25 protein-coding genes are annotated in these 15,912 nt (G+C 69.1%); 10 read left to right on the top strand and 15 right to left on the bottom strand.

Features of this window, described 5'->3' with window-relative positions; all coding sequences use genetic code 11:
- Positions 1 to 8 precede the first annotated feature (8 nt).
- The 4 genes from MZV50_RS01100 to MZV50_RS01085 all read left to right on the top strand — a co-directional run bounded on the left by MZV50_RS01100 (position 9) and on the right by MZV50_RS01085 (position 1,894).
- Complete coding sequence (locus MZV50_RS01100) at positions 9 to 365, top strand: YdbL family protein (RefSeq protein WP_223392274.1); 357 nt, start codon at positions 9 to 11, stop codon at positions 363 to 365.
- Positions 366 to 462: 97 nt separating this feature from the next.
- On the top strand, positions 463 to 714 hold the full coding sequence (locus tag MZV50_RS01095) for a type II toxin-antitoxin system ParD family antitoxin (protein ID WP_252632566.1): 252 nt from the start codon (positions 463 to 465) through the stop codon (positions 712 to 714).
- Complete coding sequence (locus MZV50_RS01090; protein WP_252632564.1) at positions 704 to 988, top strand: type II toxin-antitoxin system RelE/ParE family toxin; 285 nt, start codon at positions 704 to 706, stop codon at positions 986 to 988. Before MZV50_RS01095 ends, MZV50_RS01090 begins: the two co-directional genes overlap by 11 nt.
- 33 nt (positions 989 to 1,021) lie before the next feature.
- Positions 1,022 to 1,894: an EamA family transporter gene (locus MZV50_RS01085; protein ID WP_252632562.1), complete on the top strand. Its 873-nt coding sequence runs from the start codon at positions 1,022 to 1,024 to the stop codon at positions 1,892 to 1,894.
- Between the two features lie 37 nt (positions 1,895 to 1,931).
- Here the strand turns inward: MZV50_RS01085 and cysQ are convergent, their stop codons facing one another.
- Together cysQ and MZV50_RS01075 are read right to left on the bottom strand one after the other, a co-directional pair.
- On the bottom strand, positions 1,932 to 2,723 hold the full coding sequence (gene cysQ, locus MZV50_RS01080; protein WP_252632560.1) for a 3'(2'),5'-bisphosphate nucleotidase CysQ: 792 nt from the start codon (positions 2,721 to 2,723) through the stop codon (positions 1,932 to 1,934).
- A 10-nt stretch (positions 2,724 to 2,733) separates the two neighbouring features.
- On the bottom strand, positions 2,734 to 2,925 hold the full coding sequence (locus MZV50_RS01075) for a DUF3553 domain-containing protein (protein WP_252632558.1): 192 nt from the start codon (positions 2,923 to 2,925) through the stop codon (positions 2,734 to 2,736).
- Positions 2,926 to 2,989: 64 nt separating this feature from the next.
- Between MZV50_RS01075 and chpT the strand changes: the two genes are divergently transcribed.
- From chpT to MZV50_RS01060, 3 genes are all read left to right on the top strand, one after another.
- Positions 2,990 to 3,667: a histidine phosphotransferase ChpT gene (chpT, locus tag MZV50_RS01070; protein WP_252632557.1), complete on the top strand. Its 678-nt coding sequence runs from the start codon at positions 2,990 to 2,992 to the stop codon at positions 3,665 to 3,667.
- 102 nt (positions 3,668 to 3,769) lie between these two features.
- Positions 3,770 to 4,147, top strand: coding sequence for a response regulator (locus MZV50_RS01065; RefSeq protein WP_252632555.1), 378 nt, complete (start codon positions 3,770 to 3,772; stop codon positions 4,145 to 4,147).
- On the top strand, positions 4,144 to 4,971 hold the full coding sequence (locus tag MZV50_RS01060) for a CheR family methyltransferase (protein ID WP_252632554.1): 828 nt from the start codon (positions 4,144 to 4,146) through the stop codon (positions 4,969 to 4,971). The genes MZV50_RS01065 and MZV50_RS01060 overlap by 4 nt, the downstream gene beginning before the upstream one ends.
- On the opposite strand, the gene MZV50_RS01055 is transcribed toward MZV50_RS01060, so the two are convergent.
- The 5 genes from MZV50_RS01055 to nepR form a co-directional block, all read right to left on the bottom strand.
- On the bottom strand, positions 4,932 to 6,047 hold the full coding sequence (locus MZV50_RS01055) for a hypothetical protein (RefSeq protein WP_252632552.1): 1,116 nt from the start codon (positions 6,045 to 6,047) through the stop codon (positions 4,932 to 4,934). The genes MZV50_RS01060 and MZV50_RS01055 overlap by 40 nt on opposite strands.
- A gap of 163 nt (positions 6,048 to 6,210) precedes the next feature.
- Entirely contained in the window at positions 6,211 to 6,345 is a 135-nt protein-coding gene (locus tag MZV50_RS01050) for an entericidin A/B family lipoprotein (RefSeq protein ID WP_099575337.1), read from the bottom strand.
- A gap of 94 nt (positions 6,346 to 6,439) precedes the next feature.
- Complete coding sequence (phyK, locus tag MZV50_RS01045; protein ID WP_252632551.1) at positions 6,440 to 8,134, bottom strand: sensor histidine kinase PhyK; 1,695 nt, start codon at positions 8,132 to 8,134, stop codon at positions 6,440 to 6,442.
- Positions 8,131 to 8,736 (bottom strand): sigma-70 family RNA polymerase sigma factor, encoded by a 606-nt coding sequence (locus MZV50_RS01040; protein WP_252632550.1) that lies wholly within the window; start codon positions 8,734 to 8,736, stop codon positions 8,131 to 8,133. The genes phyK and MZV50_RS01040 overlap by 4 nt, the downstream gene beginning before the upstream one ends.
- A gap of 2 nt (positions 8,737 to 8,738) precedes the next feature.
- The gene (gene nepR, locus MZV50_RS01035) at positions 8,739 to 8,924 is read right to left on the bottom strand and encodes an anti-sigma T factor NepR (RefSeq protein WP_252635326.1); all 186 of its coding nucleotides are present in this window, start codon (positions 8,922 to 8,924) and stop codon (positions 8,739 to 8,741) included.
- Positions 8,925 to 9,152: 228 nt separating this feature from the next.
- On the opposite strand from nepR, the gene phyR reads away from it, so the two are divergent.
- Complete coding sequence (gene phyR / locus MZV50_RS01030; RefSeq protein WP_252632549.1) at positions 9,153 to 9,950, top strand: anti-anti sigma factor/receiver protein PhyR; 798 nt, start codon at positions 9,153 to 9,155, stop codon at positions 9,948 to 9,950.
- Between the two features lie 223 nt (positions 9,951 to 10,173).
- Here phyR and MZV50_RS01025 read toward each other — a convergent pair whose 3' ends face one another.
- From MZV50_RS01025 to MZV50_RS01010, 4 genes are all read right to left on the bottom strand, one after another.
- The gene (locus MZV50_RS01025; RefSeq protein WP_252632547.1) at positions 10,174 to 10,434 is read right to left on the bottom strand and encodes a hypothetical protein; all 261 of its coding nucleotides are present in this window, start codon (positions 10,432 to 10,434) and stop codon (positions 10,174 to 10,176) included.
- Between the two features lie 12 nt (positions 10,435 to 10,446).
- Complete coding sequence (locus MZV50_RS01020) at positions 10,447 to 10,683, bottom strand: hypothetical protein (RefSeq protein WP_252632546.1); 237 nt, start codon at positions 10,681 to 10,683, stop codon at positions 10,447 to 10,449.
- 383 nt (positions 10,684 to 11,066) lie between these two features.
- Positions 11,067 to 11,525 carry an OmpA family protein gene (locus tag MZV50_RS01015; protein ID WP_252632544.1) on the bottom strand — a complete coding sequence of 153 codons (459 nt, stop codon included), beginning with the start codon at positions 11,523 to 11,525 and terminating at the stop codon, positions 11,067 to 11,069.
- Between the two features lie 96 nt (positions 11,526 to 11,621).
- Positions 11,622 to 11,966 carry a YMGG-like glycine zipper-containing protein gene (locus MZV50_RS01010; protein WP_252632542.1) on the bottom strand — a complete coding sequence of 115 codons (345 nt, stop codon included), beginning with the start codon at positions 11,964 to 11,966 and terminating at the stop codon, positions 11,622 to 11,624.
- A gap of 132 nt (positions 11,967 to 12,098) precedes the next feature.
- On the opposite strand from MZV50_RS01010, the gene MZV50_RS01005 reads away from it, so the two are divergent.
- Both MZV50_RS01005 and MZV50_RS01000 read left to right on the top strand, forming a co-directional pair.
- Entirely contained in the window at positions 12,099 to 12,962 is an 864-nt protein-coding gene (locus tag MZV50_RS01005; protein ID WP_252632541.1) for a diacylglycerol/lipid kinase family protein, read from the top strand.
- Positions 12,959 to 13,747, top strand: a complete 789-nt coding sequence (locus MZV50_RS01000; protein WP_252632540.1) for a metallophosphoesterase family protein — start codon at positions 12,959 to 12,961, stop codon at positions 13,745 to 13,747. The genes MZV50_RS01005 and MZV50_RS01000 overlap by 4 nt, the downstream gene beginning before the upstream one ends.
- Before the next feature lie 65 nt (positions 13,748 to 13,812).
- Here the strand turns inward: MZV50_RS01000 and MZV50_RS00995 are convergent, their stop codons facing one another.
- The 4 genes from MZV50_RS00995 to MZV50_RS00980 form a co-directional block, all read right to left on the bottom strand.
- Positions 13,813 to 13,989 carry a DUF1328 domain-containing protein gene (locus MZV50_RS00995; RefSeq protein WP_252632539.1) on the bottom strand — a complete coding sequence of 59 codons (177 nt, stop codon included), beginning with the start codon at positions 13,987 to 13,989 and terminating at the stop codon, positions 13,813 to 13,815.
- A 115-nt stretch (positions 13,990 to 14,104) separates the two neighbouring features.
- Complete coding sequence (locus tag MZV50_RS00990; RefSeq protein WP_252632538.1) at positions 14,105 to 14,725, bottom strand: superoxide dismutase; 621 nt, start codon at positions 14,723 to 14,725, stop codon at positions 14,105 to 14,107.
- 235 nt (positions 14,726 to 14,960) lie between these two features.
- Positions 14,961 to 15,362, bottom strand: a complete 402-nt coding sequence (locus tag MZV50_RS00985; RefSeq protein WP_252632536.1) for a hypothetical protein — start codon at positions 15,360 to 15,362, stop codon at positions 14,961 to 14,963.
- Positions 15,359 to 15,703 carry a hypothetical protein gene (locus tag MZV50_RS00980; protein ID WP_252632535.1) on the bottom strand — a complete coding sequence of 115 codons (345 nt, stop codon included), beginning with the start codon at positions 15,701 to 15,703 and terminating at the stop codon, positions 15,359 to 15,361. Before MZV50_RS00980 ends, MZV50_RS00985 begins: the two co-directional genes overlap by 4 nt.
- Positions 15,704 to 15,912 lie beyond the last annotated feature (209 nt).

Raw genomic sequence — 15,912 nt, 5'->3', positions numbered from 1 at the left:
GGACCGACATGATCCGCAAGACGATGACGGTTCTGGCGCTGGGCCTGGCGATGGCCGCCGGCGGCGCCAACCTGGCGCTGGCCCAATCGGCCGCCGCCAAGGCCGCGGTGGACTCGGCCAAGGCCGCCGGAACGGTGGGCGAACAGGCCGACGGCTATCTGGGCATCGTGTCCGGCGGCGACGCCGGCCTGCGCTCGGCCGTGGCCGAGATCAACACCGGCCGCGCCGCCGCCTACAAGGACATCGCCGCCAAGACCGGCGTGACCCCCGAGGCCGCCGGCCAGGCCACTGCCAAGCAGCTCTACAGCCGCCTGGCGCCCGGCCAGTACTGGAAGCCGCTGGATGGCGGCTGGGTGAAGAAGTAGGGCGATGCGGGCCAGACGGCATCCGTCTGGCCCGCCGCTTACCTGAAAATATGGCAATCTTTGCCAAAGAATGTCACGATCACCCCGGAGGTGAGTCATGGCGACGATGAACGTGTCCCTGCCCGACGCCATGAAAGCGTGGGTCGAGGAACAGGCTGGAACGGGGCGCTACAGCAATGCCAGCGATTATGTGCGTGATCTGATCCGCCGGGACCAGGAACGCGCCGACAAGATCGCGGCGATGCAGCGCCTTATCGAAGAGGCCGAGGAGAGCGGCGTCAGCCCCAGATCCATGAGCGAGGTCCTGGCGGCGGCGCGTCTCAAAGCCGCCGAACGCCGTGGCGTATAGGCTCAGCCGGAAGGCCGAAGACGACATCATCCAGATCTATGTCTCGGGCGCGGAGATGTTCGGCCCCGAGCAGGCCGAGCGCTACCATGAGGGCCTGGAACAGACCTTCGCCTTCCTGTCGGACTTTCCCTTCGCGGCGACGGAGCGCCCCGAACTGCGAGGGGCGCGCGTCCATCCCTACAAGAGCCACATCATCGTCTACCGGCTCGACCGTGGGGATATCCTCGTCCAGCGCGTCCGTCACGCCAGCGAAGACTGGGTCGGGCAACCCTAGCGCCCGGCTGTCTCGCTCCCTAAAAGCGGCCTCATGTCCGCCGCCCGCCAACGTTTCCTCCCCTACGCCGCCCTGCTGGGCGCGATCATCACGCTGTGCGTGGGCACCTCGCTGGCCAAGGGGCTGTTCCCGCTGGTCGGCGCGCAGGGGACCAGCGCCTATCGGGTCGGGTTCGCGGCCCTGATCCTGGTCCTGGTCTGGCGGCCCTGGAACCACCCGATCGCCCGCGCGGATCTCGGCCGGATCGCGCTGTACGGCGCGGTGATGGGCCTGTTGAACCTCAGCTTCTACATGGCCATCCGCACCATCCCGCTGGGCCTGGCCGTGGCCATCGAGTTCACCGGACCACTGGTCGTGTCGGTCGCCAGCTCGCGCAAGCTGATCCACTTCGTCTGGATCGGCCTGGCGGTCCTGGGCCTGGCCCTGCTGTTGCCGATCGATCCCGGCGCCCAGCGGTTGGATCCCGTCGGGGTGGGCTTCGCCTGCGTCGCGGCGGTGATGTGGGCGCTGTACATCATCCTGGGCAAGCGAACCGGCCACCTGCACGCGGGCCGGTCGGTGGCCCTGGGCATGGTGACCGCGGCTCTGATCGTGGTGCCGATCGGCGTCGTCTCGGCCGGGACCGCCCTGTTCCAGCCCAAGCTGATCGCCCTGGGCCTGGTGGCGGCGGTGCTGTCCAGCGCCATTCCCTATTCGCTGGAGATGATCGCCCTGCGCGCCATCCCCAAGCGAACGTTCGGCGTCATGCTCAGCCTCGAGCCGGCGGCCGGGGCCCTGGCGGGCCTGGTCATCCTGCACGAGCGCCTGGTCCTGACCCAATGGCTGGCCATCGCCGCCATCGTCGCGGCCTCGGCCGGCGCGATCCTGACGACGCCGCCGGAAACGGTGATCGAGGACGCGCCGTGATTTGAAATCCTCCCCCCGCTTGGCGGAGGATTGAAATCTATCCGCCGCGCGCCACGAACCAGCCGTTGCGGAACGCCTGGTCAGCCTTGCCATACAGGAACGGCGAACCGTCCGGCTGGGTGAACGTCCCGCCAGCGGCGACCAGCACCGCGTGGGCGGCGGCGGTGTCCCACTCCGAGGTCGGGCCATGGCGCGGATAGATGTCGGCCGAGCCCTCGGCGATGCGGCACATCTTGATCGACGAATCCATCGGCGCGCGCAGGTCGAAGCCGTACTCGGCGGCCAGCTCGGCGGCCTTTTCCTCGCGCATGGTGTGGCTGACCAGCCCCAGGGCCTGACCCAGCGGCCAGGCGCGGATGCGCGCCGGCGTCTCGACGCCGTCGGGGCCCGTGCGCTTGATCGCGCCGCCCGCCGAGGTGAACCACACCTCGCCCGTGGCGGGCGCGCAGACGGCGCCGGCGACCGGGACGCCGTGATCGATCAGGCCGATATTGACCGTGAAGTTGGGGTCTCCGCGCACGAACGCCTTGGTGCCGTCGACCGGATCGACCAGGAAGAAGCGCGGACCGATCGATTCCGGCGTGCCGAACTCGCTGGCATGCTCCTCGGAGATCACCGGCACGTCCGGATAAAGTTCCGCCAGGCGTTGCAGGATCAGGCGCTCGCCAGCGCGGTCGGCCTCGGTGACCGGGCTCTCGTCGGCCTTCTGGGCCACGGCCAGTTCGGTCTTCCAGAACGGCAGGATGACCACCGCCGCCTCCTCGGTGATCCTGGCCAGGGCGCGGCCCCAATCCGCGAGGTCTTCGGCCGCCAGGTTCTCGCTGCTCATTCCTGCCCCCTCACCCCAGGTCTCTGGGGTCGTCGCCGACGAAGACCAGACGCACGTGATTGGCGTCGATGGTCTGCTTGCCGGCGTCTTCGAAATTCACGGTCACACGGTGTCCGACCACGGATTGAACCTGGCCCAAACCCCAGTCGGGCTGGCTCGGATGGCGCACCAGGACGCCAGGCTCTAGAAACGGATCGATCACGGGCTTCGTTTAGAGGGACCCGCCCGGTTTGCCAAAGCCTCAAATCACGGCAAAGTTCGCCGCCATGACCGATACCGTTTCCGAGACCCCGGCTCCCGCGTCCCCCGAAACGGACGTCCAAGGCCCCGACTTCGCCGCCATGCTGGCCGCGCGCCTGTGCCACGACTTCATCAGCCCGGCCAGCGCCATCGTCTCGGGCCTGGACCTGCTGGACGATCCGGCCGCCCAGGATATGCGCGACGACGCCATGAACCTGATCGCCTCGTCGGCCCGCAAGCTGGCGGATCTACTGCAGTTCACCCGGGTGGCGTTCGGCGCCTCGGCCTCGGCCGAGAACTTCGACTCGCGCGAGCTGGAAAAGCTGGCCCAAGGCGTATTCGCCCATGTCCGGCCGACCCTGGACTGGCAGATCGAGCCGCAGGCGATGAACAAGCCGTCCTCGCGCGCCATCCTCAACATCGCCCAGATCGCCGCCAGCGCCCTGCCGGCCGGCGGCGTGGCGACGGTCAAGGGCCTGGCTTCGGACGGGCGCTTTTCGATCATCGCCGAGGCCAACGGTCCCCGCGCCCGCCTGCGGCCCGAGGTGCTGGCCGGCCTGAAGGGCGAGCCGCTGGCCGAGGGGCTGGGCGGCCCATGGGTGCAGGCGGCCTATCTGAACGCCTTGGTCCGCGCAGCCGGTGGCCAGATCGCCGTCGAGATCGGCGAGGAACGCGCCTCGATCGCCGCCTGGGTCCCGGCCTAGAAGGGTTTTCCACCCCATTTCGACTGTTTTGATTTGTCGCACCCCGATCCGGGGTTCGGCAAACCGCTCCTTAACCAGACCGCGCGACGATGGCCGTCTGGATTGGAGCGCGCCGTGAAGACCTGTCTCGTGGTCGACGACAGCCGGGTGATCCGCAAGGTCGCCCGCCGGGTCCTCGAGGACATCGGCTTCGAAATCGCCGAGGCCGCCGATGGCATCGAGGCCCTGGCGTGGTGTCGCGCGGCCATGCCCGACGCCGTGCTCCTGGACTGGAACATGCCGGTGATGAACGGCATCGAGTTCCTGCGCCAGCTGCGGTCCGAACCCGGCGGCGACGCGCCCAAGGTCATCTTCTGCACGGTCGAGAACAGCATCGACCATATCCGCGCGGCGCTCGAGGCCGGGGCGGACGAGTACATCATGAAGCCGTTCGACGGCGACATCATCGAGGCGAAGTTCGCCGAGGCGGGGCTGCTGTGACCCCAGAGGACATGGACCTGCTGGCGGCCCTGGGCCGCGCCCGCGCCGGCGTGCGGGTCGAGATCGAAAAGCCTTACCTGGTCGAAAGCCGCCTCTCGCCGCTGGCGAGGCGCGAGGGCTACGAGTCGATCGAGGCCCTGATCGCGGGCCTGCGCGCCCATCGCGAGGAGCGCTTGATCTGGGCCGTGGTCGAGGCCCTGTGCCGCTGCGAGACCACCTTCTTCCGCGGCCGCGAGGCCTTCGCCCAGCTGCGCGACGAGGTGCTGCCGGCCCTGTCGCGGCGGCGCGAGGCGCCGATCCGCATCTGGAGCGCCGCCTGCGCCACGGGCCAGGAGGTCTATTCGATCGCCATGGCGGCCAACGAGGCGACGGGCCTGGCGACCGGAACGCGCTTCGAGTTCTTCGGCTCGGACCTTTCCGAGCGCTGCCTGGAGAAGGCCCAGGCGGGCCTCTACACCCAGTTCGAGGTCCAGCGCGGCCTGCCGATCCGCCTGCTGGTCGAGTATTTCGAGAACCAGGACGACACCTGGGCGATCTCGCCGCGCATCCGCCAGATGGTGCGCTGGAAGCGGATCAACCTGCTGGCCGACCTGTCGGCCATGGGCCGTTTCGACGTGATCCTGCTACGTGGCGTGCTGCGCGGCATGCACCCGACGCTGCGGTCCAAGGTGACCCAGTCGCTGGTCGCCCTGCTGCCGTCCGACGGCGTGCTGGTGCTGGATCCTGAGGACGACATCACCGGACTGGACCACCTGCTGGCCGCCGCCCCCGGCGGAGCGGGCGTCTATCTGCGCGACCCGTCGGTGCGCGCGGCCGCCGCATAAGCCTTAGCGGGCGCGCGGGCCAAGGCCGCACCGCCCATCAGGCCGCCCACCGCCTCGCCCAGTTTCGTGATCGGCCCCACCGGCGCCGGCGTCAGCGCCGCGAACGACGGCGCCAGCTTGCGGAACAGGATCGGGTGCGCCTCGGGCCCGACGATGGCCTGATGCAGCGCCATAAGGTCGACCACCTCGCGCGCCGCGCGGCGCCACTGCACCGGCGGCGCGATGCCATGCTGGGCCGGGGCGCGGCAGTCGGAGAAGTCGGGCCTCAGACCGCAAGCGGCCTCGATGGCCGCCTCGACCTCGCGGGCATAGGCCTGGTCGCGGGCCAGGCGGTCGACGTCGACCACCAGGTCGGCCTGCGGCAGGGCCTTCAGGTAGGACCGCAGCCACACCGCCAGGAAGGCCTGGAACGAGACGCTGGCCGGCGCGCGCTTGAGCCTGCCGCGCACGGCGGCCAGGCGGCGGTCCAACGGTCCCGTCCCGTCGAACGCATGGCCCAGCAGGGTGCGCGCGACGTCCTCGCAGCCCGCCATTTCCGACAGCAGGACGTAGTGGCAGAGCTCGAAATAGGTCGGCCGGGGGCGCTTGCGCAGCGAATAGAACGACAGCCACTGCTGCACCGGATCACGGACCAGCATGACATGGAAGCCGCCGAACCGGCGCTTTAGCCAGCCCACCCGGCCCAGGGTGCGGCAACAGGCCAGGACCGGCGTCTCACCGCGCTGGCGGGCCGCGTCGACCAGTCCTTGCACATAGGCCTGCTGGGCCAGGTCGCTGGCCTCGGGCTCGATCCAGAAGCGGTCGAGGGCGAAACTGGCGTCGAAGTCCCTGACCCCGCCGGCGGGGTCCAAGACGACCTCGAATTCCTTGAGGTAGGGGTCGGTCCCGCCCGGGTGGCGCAGGCCGCTGTTGTCGGGCGTCTCGGCGTTGATCGTCCGCTCTGTCACCCGCGCCAGCTGCTCGTGCCACGGCTCGTAATAGGCGCGCACGTCCGGCAGGCCCCGGAAGCGATGCCAGACATAGGTGCTGGAACAGCGCCAGCCGCTGTGGATAAAGATCGTCTTGGTGTTCGGCAAGCGCCCGATGCCCCTCGATAAGAGCCCGAGCGTGGCCTGTCCGTTTTTCAGCGCGATGGCGGCGGACCGCCCTGAGGTTGCAGAGCCGAAACACTTGCTGAAAGACAAGAAAGCCCGCCGGCGAGACCGGCGGGCTTTCAAATCAGGAAGGGTCGAAAGGCCCTTACTTGACGTCCTTGGCGGTGTCGCTGACGGCCTTGCCGGCCGACGAGACGTCCTTACCGGCGCCTTCGACGGTGTTGCACGCCGCGACCGACAGAGAGGCGAGGGCGGCGGCGATAATCACGAGTTTACGCATGGTCTTCTCCGGTGTTCGGCCCCAGACATCGGGGAGGCGGGGCGTGTGAATAACTGCCCCGAGAGAACGCCAGCGGCGAAGCTAGGTTCCGGATTCATGCGGCGGGCGCCATGACCTGCGGCGTGGGGAAGATCAGGCGCACGGTCAGGCCCCTCGGCGCCTGGCTTTCGAACGAGACCTTGCCGCGCAGCTGGCGCGCGAACGCCGTCATCAGGGTGCGCCCCACACCGCCGCCCAGGCTGTCGGCCGCGCCTGGACCATCGTCGCTGATCGACAGCTCAGCCTCCTCGCCGCGCACGTGGAAACCGACCACCAGCGTGCCGCCGTTGGGGCCGAACGCGTGCTTCTGGGCGTTGGTGATGGCCTCGACGGCGAACAGGGCGATCGGGGCCAGACGGTCCGGGTCGATGACCAGCGGGTCGGCGTGGACCTCGGTGCGCACCAGAGGCGAGGTGGTCATGTCGTTGGCCAGCAGCTGGGCGGTCAGCTCCTCGAGGAACGGCCGCAGGTCCACCCGCTTGAGATCCGGCCCCTGGTAGAGGGCCCGGTAGATCTGGGCCAGGGCGGTGATCCGCTGGCGCGTGTCATTCATCGCCGCCTTGGCCGCCGGATCGGCCAGCGCCCGCTGCTGCATGTTCAGCAGCGAGGTGATGATCTGCAGGTTGTTCTTCACCCGGTGATGGATCTCGCGCATCAGCGCGTCCTTCTCGGCCAGGCTGTCCATCAGCGAGGCGTCGCGGGTGACGATGGTGCCAGCCATGGCGTCCAGAGTGGCGGCCAGCTCGCGGATCTCGGGCGGCGCGCGCTCGGCCTGCAGCGGGCGGACGGTGAAGCGGCCGCGCGCATAGATCGCCGCCACGCGCTGCAGGTAGACGATCCAGCGAACCACGCCGCGCTCGGCCACCCACAACACCGTGGCCAGGGCCAGGAAGAAGGCCAGCAACGGCAGCAGCATGCGCGAGATGGGATTGATCCAGGCCCAGGACAGCAAGGCGGGGGCGGGCGACGACAGGATCACGAACACGTCGCCGTCGGCCAGGGGCGCGGCCGAATAGGTGCGGGCCTGCTTGCGCGGGTCGTGGCCGCTCCACAGGGCCGAGCCATCCTCCTTGGCCTCTCGCCGCCAGCGTTCGGCGACGGGCCCGAAGGTCAGCGGATCGGTGGCGGCGAAGATCCGGCCATTACTGTCGGCCAGGGCCACCTCGGCCCCGTTGGGCATGATCCGGCTGGTGGTCTCAAGCTTCAGGTCTTCCAGGGTCAGGACGGCGGCCATGGCGCCGTCGAACCGTTCAGGCGTGCCGGCCCGAACGGCGGCCAGCACCGCCGGCTCGTTGGCATAGGCCGCGCCGGGAGCGGCGGCCACCACCATGCGGGCGCCGTTACGCAGCGACTGGAACCAGGGCCGCGCGCCGCGCTGGGTGTCATAGGGCGTGGTGGCGGCCGCGCAGGCCACCCGGCCACGGCTGTCGAAGCGGATCAGGTTGGCGTAGCCCGACAGGCGCGCGCGGACATCCGCCAGGCGCTGGGCGCACTCCAGCCCCACCGAGCCGGGGCCCAGGGTCTGCAGCAGCACCCCGGCCGACTCGATGCGGGTGCGGGCGCTGAAGGCGCTGTGCGCGGCGGCCAACTCCAGCCCCTGACGGCGCGCGTCGGACTCGGCCCGGAAGGCGAAGATCGACTGCGCGACGCCCAGCAGGAGCACGGGCAGCAGCGCTACGAACAGCGCGACCGCCAGGCGGACCCGGATGGATGTAACGGCCTGCGCGGCGCGGCCGGCTAAGGCGTTCACCGAAGAGAGCTCAGCCGCTCCGCGTCAGCCAGGATCGCGTGCATGGCGTCGCCCGCCGCGCCGCCGTCACGATCATAGGCCCCCGCCTCGAGAATGGCCTGCAAGGCCCGACGGGCCCGGCTGACCCGGCTCTTCACCGTACCGACGGCGCAGCCGCAGATGTCGGCGGCCTCCTCGTAGGCGAAGCCGCCGGCCCCGACCAGGATCAGGGCTTCGCGCTGTTCGGCCGGCAACATGGCCAGGCCCAGGCGGAGTTCGTCCAAGGCGACGGGCGCTTCCGGATCGTCGACCGCCACCAGGGTCCGCTCGGCGGCCTCTTGGTCCAGCTGGCTCTGGCGCCAGCTGCGGCGCTTCTCGGAATAGAACTGGTTGCGCAGGATCATGAAGGTCCAGGCCTTCATGTTGGTGCCCAGCTGGAACGACGCACGGGCGTCCCACGCCTTCATCATGGCGTCCTGCGCCAGATCGTCGGCGGCCGTCGGATCACCGGTCAGGGTGCGGGCGAAGGCGCGCAGATGCGGGATGAGCGTGACCAGCTCGCGCTTGAACTGGTTGTCGCGGACGGGATCGGGCGGCGAGCGGCCGACTTGCGGTTCGCCCATGCTCAGCGACCTCCCGCCGGCGGCTCGGCCTTGCGAAGGATCTCGAGGAATTCGTCAGGCACAGCCTCGTTGACGACCTCGTCGAACATCTGGCGCAGTTTCACGCCGATGGCCTGCTGACGCAGACGCGCTTCGTCCAGCGCCGCGGCGCTCTTGCGTTTGTCTTCCATGGGTACGTGTTCGATCATATCCTCGACACCGAGATGCATCGGCGTCCGCCCCCTTTGGCCGAATGTCTTTCCGCCAGACGACAACGTGGTTTTCCGTACCAGGTTCCATAAGCTTGGGCATAGGATGTCAAAATTCCGCGTTTCACGGAACCGCTCAGTTGAGGGAACGTTATCGACCTTCGACGGAACGGCGCAGCTTCGCCGTTCGTTAGGTATGTTTCCGAAGACACCGCATCGGGAGGGGTCATGAGTCTTCTTGCTCGGCTGGCGCCGCATCTACCCTATATCCGCCGCTACGCCCGCGCCCTGACCGGCGACCAGCAGACCGGCGACCACTATGTCCGCGTGGCCCTGGAGGCCCTGGCGGCCGGCGAGCGTTCGCTGGACGCCGACCTGTCGCCGCGCGTGGCGCTGTACCGCGTGTTCCACGCCATCTGGCTCAGCTCCGGCGCCCAGCTGGAAGCGCGCCGCGACGAAAGCGCCACCGGCGACGACGCCGCCCAGCGCCTGCTGCGCATCGCCCCGCGTTCGCGCCAGGCCTTCCTGCTGACGGCGCTGGAGGGCTTCACGCCCACCGAGGCCGCCCAGATCCTGGGCTGCGACTTCGGCGAGGTCGAACGGCTGATCTCCGACGCCCAGGCCGAAATCGACGCCGAACTGGCGACCGACGTCCTGATCATCGAGGACGAGCCGGTCATCGCCGCCGACATCGAAGCCCTGGTCAAGGAACTGGGTCACCAAGTGATCGACATCGCCGCCACGCGCGGCGAGGCCGTCGAGGCCGTGGCCCGTCACAGCCCGGGCCTGGTCCTGGCCGACATCCAGCTGGCCGATGGCTCGTCGGGCATCGACGCGGTCAAGGACATCCTGGGCCGCATGGACGTGCCGGTGATCTTCATCACCGCCTTCCCGGAACGCCTGCTGACCGGCGAACGCCCGGAACCGACCTTCCTGATCACCAAGCCCTTCCAGCCGGAAACGGTGAAGGCGGCGATCGGCCAGGCGCTGTTCTTCCACCCGCGCCGCACCCGCAAGGCGGCATAAGGGTTTCGAACGTCCCGAACGCGAAACGGCCTTCCGAAAGGGAGGCCGTTTTTCGTTGAAGCTCCCTTTTCTCCTCTTGCGGGAGAAGGATGAGGGGTCGCGCAAACGAAAACCACCGCGACCAGCGGTGAGGCCAGTCGCGGCGAATCTTGTCTTCAACCCCTCACCTGACCCATTTGGTGGGCCGGCTCTCCCGCAAGGCGAGAGGGGCGGTAAAGGCCCTTTAAGGCGTCTGCTTCGCCGGGGTCTGCGGGGTGTCGTAACGCTGGGCCTCGGCGGGGGTCTTGGCGCCGTTGTTGACCTCGACCGAGGCCAGGTCGGGCGCGCGCCACGTCCAGGCGCCGAACAGGGCGAGCGCCGCGAGGACAGTCGAGGCGATCAGCACCCAGAAGACGTGCTTGCCCCAGCGGCCCTGACGGGCCCGGGTGGCGTTCAGGCGCGGCGCGTGTTCCGGCGTGGCCTGATGATGAATGTCGGCGGGCATGATTTCTACCTCCTATGGAGTCCACATGCGGGCCGCGTCCGCGTGTTGGCGGTCGTTGAACGCCTGCACCATCCCGGCGGAGGCGCCGACCGCGACGATCACGGCCAAGGCCATGATCCGCGAGCGCAGCTTTTTCTGACGCTGGGTCGGCGCCGAAATGAAAACCGTACCGCCATGTTCGGCCACGTAAGTCCGGATCACGACGTTGCTCCCCTTTCCCACGGACACGATGTCCGCTTGGAATTTCAACGTCTTGCCGCCGCTGCCGTTCCCCGAATCGACGGCCGGAAAGGCCCGCGGAAAACGCCTGCAAAAAAAATCGCGCGAAGCGGGAACCCATCGCGCGGCTTCTCGTTTTCATCACTGCGAAGGCGGCGACGCCCCCCCGACTTGAGGCTGGCGCAAGCCAGCCTGCCGCCTTCGCACCCCCCTTTGTTGATGCGAACTCAGGCGGACCGGATCACCGGCCCGCCTTTCTTCGTGGGATCACGGCGGTGAGCGCCATATAGCTCAGCAACATGCCCCAGTCCCCGCTTCCCCGGCGAAAGCCGGGGCCCATATTCATCCGGAGAGATTAGGGCTGACGCGCCTTCTCGCGCGCCGGGGAGAGCGGGTGTGGGATTCGAAAGCTGCTACCGCGCTTCAAAGGCGAACAGGATGTCCGCCCGGCGGCGCAGCGGGGCCGCCGCGCCCGAGGCGGCCACGGCGCCAGCGTCGCCCACGGCGGCCGCGTCGATGTCCACCTTGCCGAAACCGACCTTGGCCAGGGCCTCGGTCACCGTCTGGGCTCGACGCCGGGAGAGCGCCAGGTTGGCGTCGGAGGTCCCGACCGCGTCGGCCAGGCCGATCACCCGCACCGACTTCACCGCGCAGCCGCGCGCCTGGTCCTGGGCGTTGGACAGCACCATCTTCGCCTCGCGGGTCAGGGCGGCGCTGTCCTGTTCGAAATAGACCGACGACTGGAAGTCGCCACAGGTCGGCGGCGCGGCCGCCACGGGCTTGCGCAGCGTGCGCCACGGTCCTTGCGTCTCGGCGCAGCCGGCCAGGGCCAGGATCGCGCCCAAGGCGATGAGCTTCGTCGTCGTCTTCATTCGAACCCTCCTCTTCGAACCACCGCCGCCGGATACGAAAAAGGCGACCGGCAGGGCCGATCGCCTTTTACTGGGGCGTCGTCGCCTGACCGCCGACTAGTAGCGGGTGCTGCCGTCTTCCCAATAGTAACGACCGCTGCGGGAGTCGTAGTAATAATAGCGACCCGCGCGTTCGTCATAGTACTGGCGACGATTGACGCTGTTCGCGCCACAGCCGCCGTCCTCGCGGCAGCCCTTCACGGCGCCGACGGTGCCGCCGAGGGCCGCGCCAACCGCCGCGCCGGTGCTGGCGCTGCCGCCGCCCACATTGTTGCCGATCACCGCGCCAGCCAGCGCGCCCAAGGCGGCGCCGCCAGCGGCGTTACGTTCGACATTGCCCGTCGAGGTGCACGCCGAGGCGATCACACCCACGCCCATCAGGGCGATCATGGTCATTTTCATCTTGGCTCTCCGATCCGAGCTTCCTGTCCCCTGCTGCAGCAAACGACTCCCCGGGTCGACGGTTCCGTTGGCAAGCGGAACCATGGCCCGCGTCGGGCCGTTGCGTCCCGGAGTTTTCGCGAGGGGACGCGCGTGCGCAGGATCGACGTCATCGCCAATATCGCTTCCGGCTCGGTGGGTCCGGACGCGCCCGCGGTCGCCGAGCGGCTTCTGGCCGAGCATGGCGTCTCTGGCGTCGTCCATGCGCCCGCGACCGGCGAGCTGACCGACTGCTTGCGGGCGGTGATCGACGGCGCGCCGGACGCGGTGCTGGTCCTGGCCGGCGACGGCACGGCCCGGGCGGCGGCCGAGATGGCCGGCCCCGACGGCCCGTTGATCGCGCCCCTGCCGGGCGGGACCATGAACATGCTGCCCCGCGCCCTCTATGGCGAGCGCGACTGGCAAGCGGCGATGAGGGCCTGCCTGGAAGGCGGCGAGGCCCGGATGATCTCGGGCGGCGAGGTCGGCGGCCGATTGTTCTTCGTCGCCGCCATCCTGGGCAGCCCCGCCCTGTGGGCGACGGCGCGCGAGGCCGCGCGGGAGGGACGGATCGACATCGCCCTGGCGCGCGCCCGGCGGGCCTTCCGCAACGCCTTTTCCGGCCGGCTGCGCTTCACCCTGGACGGCCGTCCCAAGATGAAGGCCGAGGCCCTGACCCTGATGTGTCCGCTGGTCTCGACCGCCCTGGACGCCGAGGAGCGAGCCCTGGAGGCGGCGGCCCTGGACCCGTCCAGCGCGCTGGACGTCTTCCGCCTGGGCTTCAACGCCGCGCGCGGCCAGTGGCGCGAGGATCCCTCCGTCGCGGTGGGGCGCTGCCGGGTGGGCAAGGTCTGGGCGCGCGGCCGAATCCCGGCGATCTTCGACGGTGAGCCCGCGCGACTGGATCCCGAGGCGTCGATCCGCTTCCGCCCCAAGGCCTTCCGCGCTCTGGTCCCGCCGGACGAGACCAGCTCATGAAGCTGATCCAGGTCTCGGACATCCACTTCGGCGGCGAGAACAAGGAAGCCGTCGAGGCGGCCACGGCCTGGATCATCGCGGCCGCGCCGGACCTGGTCATCGCCGCCGGCGACCTGACCCTGGACGGCAAGATCCCCGAATTCGACGCCGCCGCGACCTGGCTCCAGCGCCTGCCCGATCCGCAGATCGTCGTTCCCGGCAACCATGACACGCCCTTCGTCGGTCCGCGCGAACTCTGGGCGCGCTTCGCGCGCGGCTGGGGCCGGTTCAAGGACCGGTTCGGCGACGAGGACGGCGCGGCCTGGCGCACGCCAGGCCTCACCGTGGCCTCGCTGAACAGCGCCCGCGTCGCCCAGATCCGCTGGAACTGGTCGAAGGGGGCGGTGTCGCACGGCCAGGTCCGGCGGGTCGTCCGCGAGCTGGAGGCCGCTCCGGCCGGCGACCTGAAGGTGGTGGTCTGCCACCATCCGCTGATGGAGATCCTGGGCGGCCCGATGACTGCCAAGGTGCGAGGCGGCGTCGACGCGGCCAATCGCTTCGTCCAGGCGGGGGCCGACGTCATCCTGTCGGGCCATATCCACTTGCCGTTCGTCACCGCCATCCCGTTCGGCGACGGCAAGACCCAGGCGGTGGGCTCGGGCACCCTGTCCCACCGCGAGCGCGGAGCGGCGCCCGGCTTCAACGTCATCGAGATCGAGCCCGGCTGCGTGCGGGTGGCGGCCATGGCCTACGAGCGCGGCCGCTTCGACGTCTGGCGCACCTGGGCCTTCGATCGCCGGGGCTGAGGCCCAAACGAAAACGGCGCGACCCGAAGGCCGCGCCGCTCGTCATTCCGTGTCTTCGTTCCCGCCTATCGCGGCGCGCCGCGTCCGCGGAACGCATGGCTGGCCAGCGACACCACGAACAGGATCAGGAACACGAAGAACAGGATCTTGGCGATACCCATCGCCGTCCCCGCGATGCTGGTGAAACCCAGCAGGGCGGCGATCAGGGCGATCACCAGGAAGGTCACGGCCCAATTCAGCATGGGACTTCTCCGGATAGGCCCGGCGGACGCCAGGGCGGTTGTTGCGATCGAAGCTCACGGCCTCGCTTCGAAACAACGCACCCGGCTCGCCGGGCGTTCCGGAGATCGAAGGACCTTAGGTCGGCGCCGGATAGGCCCAGCCCTGGGCGCCCGACTTGGCGGCCGCGTATTGGCTGTCGGCCAGGGTCCAGTTGACCAGCTTGTCGAAGACGGCCTCCAGGAACGCCTTACGCAGGTTCTGGTAATCCAGGTAGTAGGCGTGCTCCCAGACGTCGGCGACGACCAGGGCCGTCAGGTCCTGGGTGACCGGGCTCTCGGCGTCGTGGGTCGAGATGACCTTCAGGGCGCCCGAGGCGTCCGAGACCAGCCACACCCAGCCCGAACCGAAGTGGCCGATGCCCTCGGCGACGAACTTTTCCTTCAGGGCGTCCAGGCCGCCGAAGGTGGAGTCGATGGCGGCGGCCAGATCGGCGCCCGGCGCGGTCTTGGTCGGCGAGAGGCCGTCCCAGAAGAAGGCGTGGTTCCAGGCCTGGGCGGCGTTGTTGAACACCTTGCCGGGGCCGGCGGTCTTGATGACGTTTTCCAGCGAGCCCTTGTCGTCGCCGTCCAGCAGGCCGTTCAGCGCGGTGACGTACGCGGCGTGGTGCTTGTCGTGGTGGAAGCGCAGGGTGTTGGCGGAAATGGTCGGCTCCAGCGCCTCATAGGCGTAGGGCAGGTCCGGCAGCGAGTACGTCATGATCACTCCATGGGGAAGGCGTTCCCATGGAGAGGAAGGGAACGCGCGGAAGGCATCTAGAACGGGCAGGGCCAAAGCGTAAGCTTCTAAAGCGGCCTGACGCGCTCAACTTTAGTTGAGAAATTCCCTTTGAAACTTGGGGTTTCCCCGAAATCTAAAGGCTGGGAAATCTCAAGACACGAAAACGCCGCCGAGCCAGGCCCGGCGGCGGGGTTCGCATCCATACAACGCGCGATCAGCGCTGTGGTGGCTTCGGATCCAGAAAGGCCTTGGCCACGGCGGCGGTCAGGGTCGGGTTCTTCAGCGCGAAGATCCCGGCGGCCAGGCCGACGCCGATCGACAGGATCGGGCGATCGCGGACGATCTCGACGATCCGGCCGGTCATGTCGAAGCCGCCCGGCGGCGGGGCGGCCTGGTGGCGATCACGATGACCTTCGACCTTGCGGGCGGCGATCATGCCGGCGATGGCGACGATCAGGGCCGCGACGGCGGCCACGATGGCGGCCGCGCCCGCCGGCGTGACCAGCGGGACCAGCACCGCGTAGATCGCAAAGGCGGCGGACACGACGCTGACGGCGGCGGCGGCGGCGATCGCCGCGGCCGCGGCCAGCGTCATCAGGGTCTTTTCGAAAATCACCGGTCGCTGCTGCGGCGGCCGCCAGCGATCAGCAGGCCGAGCAGCACGCCCACGCCAAGCCCGGCCAAGGTGGCGGTGATCGGACGTTCACGCACGCGCTCGGAGACGTAGCGCTGGGCGTCTTCCAGCTGCTGGCCGGCGGTGTCGGTATAGGCGCGGCTCTGGGCGCGCAGGGTCTCGAAGCCTTCAGCCACCGACTTCTCGACGCGCTTGGCGGCTTCGGTCAACTGGACGCGGGCGGCGTCGGCGGCCTGCGCGAAACCGCGCTCGGCGTGCTCGACGGCCTCCAGGGCGGCGCTCTTGGCCTTGTCGGCTTCCTTGGCGGCGGGATTGGCGGGCATGGTCATCTCCTGTTCGCGACGCGACCGACTTGAAACGAGGAAGTCTTGGGCGCGGAAGCTGCGCCCCGTCAACGCCGAGCTTAGCGCTGCGGTTCCAAGATACTCAAGGTCGACAAGCTTCACCACTGGGGATTCCCCTGAGGCCCGCCTTCGCGCGATCCTTCCTATGATTTCAAAGGCGCTCGCGCCAAACGCGAAGCGGGTCTAAG

It is taken from the genome of Caulobacter segnis, from assembly GCF_023935105.1.
In the GTDB taxonomy this organism is placed as follows: domain Bacteria; phylum Pseudomonadota; class Alphaproteobacteria; order Caulobacterales; family Caulobacteraceae; genus Caulobacter; species Caulobacter segnis_B.
The sequence above is the reverse complement of the archived record's forward strand: the minus strand, read 5'-3'. Positions and strand labels throughout refer to the sequence as shown.

What these genes read in the sequence shown, in the direction of transcription:
- MZV50_RS01015 (WP_252632544.1), bottom strand. Translation starts at nt 11,525, where the DNA reads ATGAAGACGACGACGAAGCTCATCGCCTTGGGCGCGATCCTGGCCCTG.
- MZV50_RS00990 (WP_252632538.1), bottom strand. Translation starts at nt 14,725, where the DNA reads ATGACGTACTCGCTGCCGGACCTGCCCTACGCCTATGAGGCGCTGGAG.
- MZV50_RS01095 (WP_252632566.1), top strand. Translation starts at nt 463, where the DNA reads ATGGCGACGATGAACGTGTCCCTGCCCGACGCCATGAAAGCGTGGGTC.
- phyR (WP_252632549.1), top strand. Translation starts at nt 9,153, where the DNA reads ATGAGTCTTCTTGCTCGGCTGGCGCCGCATCTACCCTATATCCGCCGC.
- MZV50_RS01050 (WP_099575337.1), bottom strand. Translation starts at nt 6,345, where the DNA reads ATGCGTAAACTCGTGATTATCGCCGCCGCCCTCGCCTCTCTGTCGGTC.
- MZV50_RS01025 (WP_252632547.1), bottom strand. Translation starts at nt 10,434, where the DNA reads ATGCCCGCCGACATTCATCATCAGGCCACGCCGGAACACGCGCCGCGC.
- MZV50_RS01040 (WP_252632550.1), bottom strand. Translation starts at nt 8,736, where the DNA reads ATGGGCGAACCGCAAGTCGGCCGCTCGCCGCCCGATCCCGTCCGCGAC.
- MZV50_RS01000 (WP_252632540.1), top strand. Translation starts at nt 12,959, where the DNA reads ATGAAGCTGATCCAGGTCTCGGACATCCACTTCGGCGGCGAGAACAAG.
- MZV50_RS00995 (WP_252632539.1), bottom strand. Translation starts at nt 13,989, where the DNA reads ATGCTGAATTGGGCCGTGACCTTCCTGGTGATCGCCCTGATCGCCGCC.
- MZV50_RS01100 (WP_223392274.1), top strand. Translation starts at nt 9, where the DNA reads ATGATCCGCAAGACGATGACGGTTCTGGCGCTGGGCCTGGCGATGGCC.
- chpT (WP_252632557.1), top strand. Translation starts at nt 2,990, where the DNA reads ATGACCGATACCGTTTCCGAGACCCCGGCTCCCGCGTCCCCCGAAACG.
- nepR (WP_252635326.1), bottom strand. Translation starts at nt 8,924, where the DNA reads ATGATCGAACACGTACCCATGGAAGACAAACGCAAGAGCGCCGCGGCG.
- MZV50_RS01085 (WP_252632562.1), top strand. Translation starts at nt 1,022, where the DNA reads ATGTCCGCCGCCCGCCAACGTTTCCTCCCCTACGCCGCCCTGCTGGGC.
- MZV50_RS01010 (WP_252632542.1), bottom strand. Translation starts at nt 11,966, where the DNA reads ATGAAAATGACCATGATCGCCCTGATGGGCGTGGGTGTGATCGCCTCG.
- cysQ (WP_252632560.1), bottom strand. Translation starts at nt 2,723, where the DNA reads ATGAGCAGCGAGAACCTGGCGGCCGAAGACCTCGCGGATTGGGGCCGC.
- MZV50_RS00980 (WP_252632535.1), bottom strand. Translation starts at nt 15,703, where the DNA reads ATGCCCGCCAATCCCGCCGCCAAGGAAGCCGACAAGGCCAAGAGCGCC.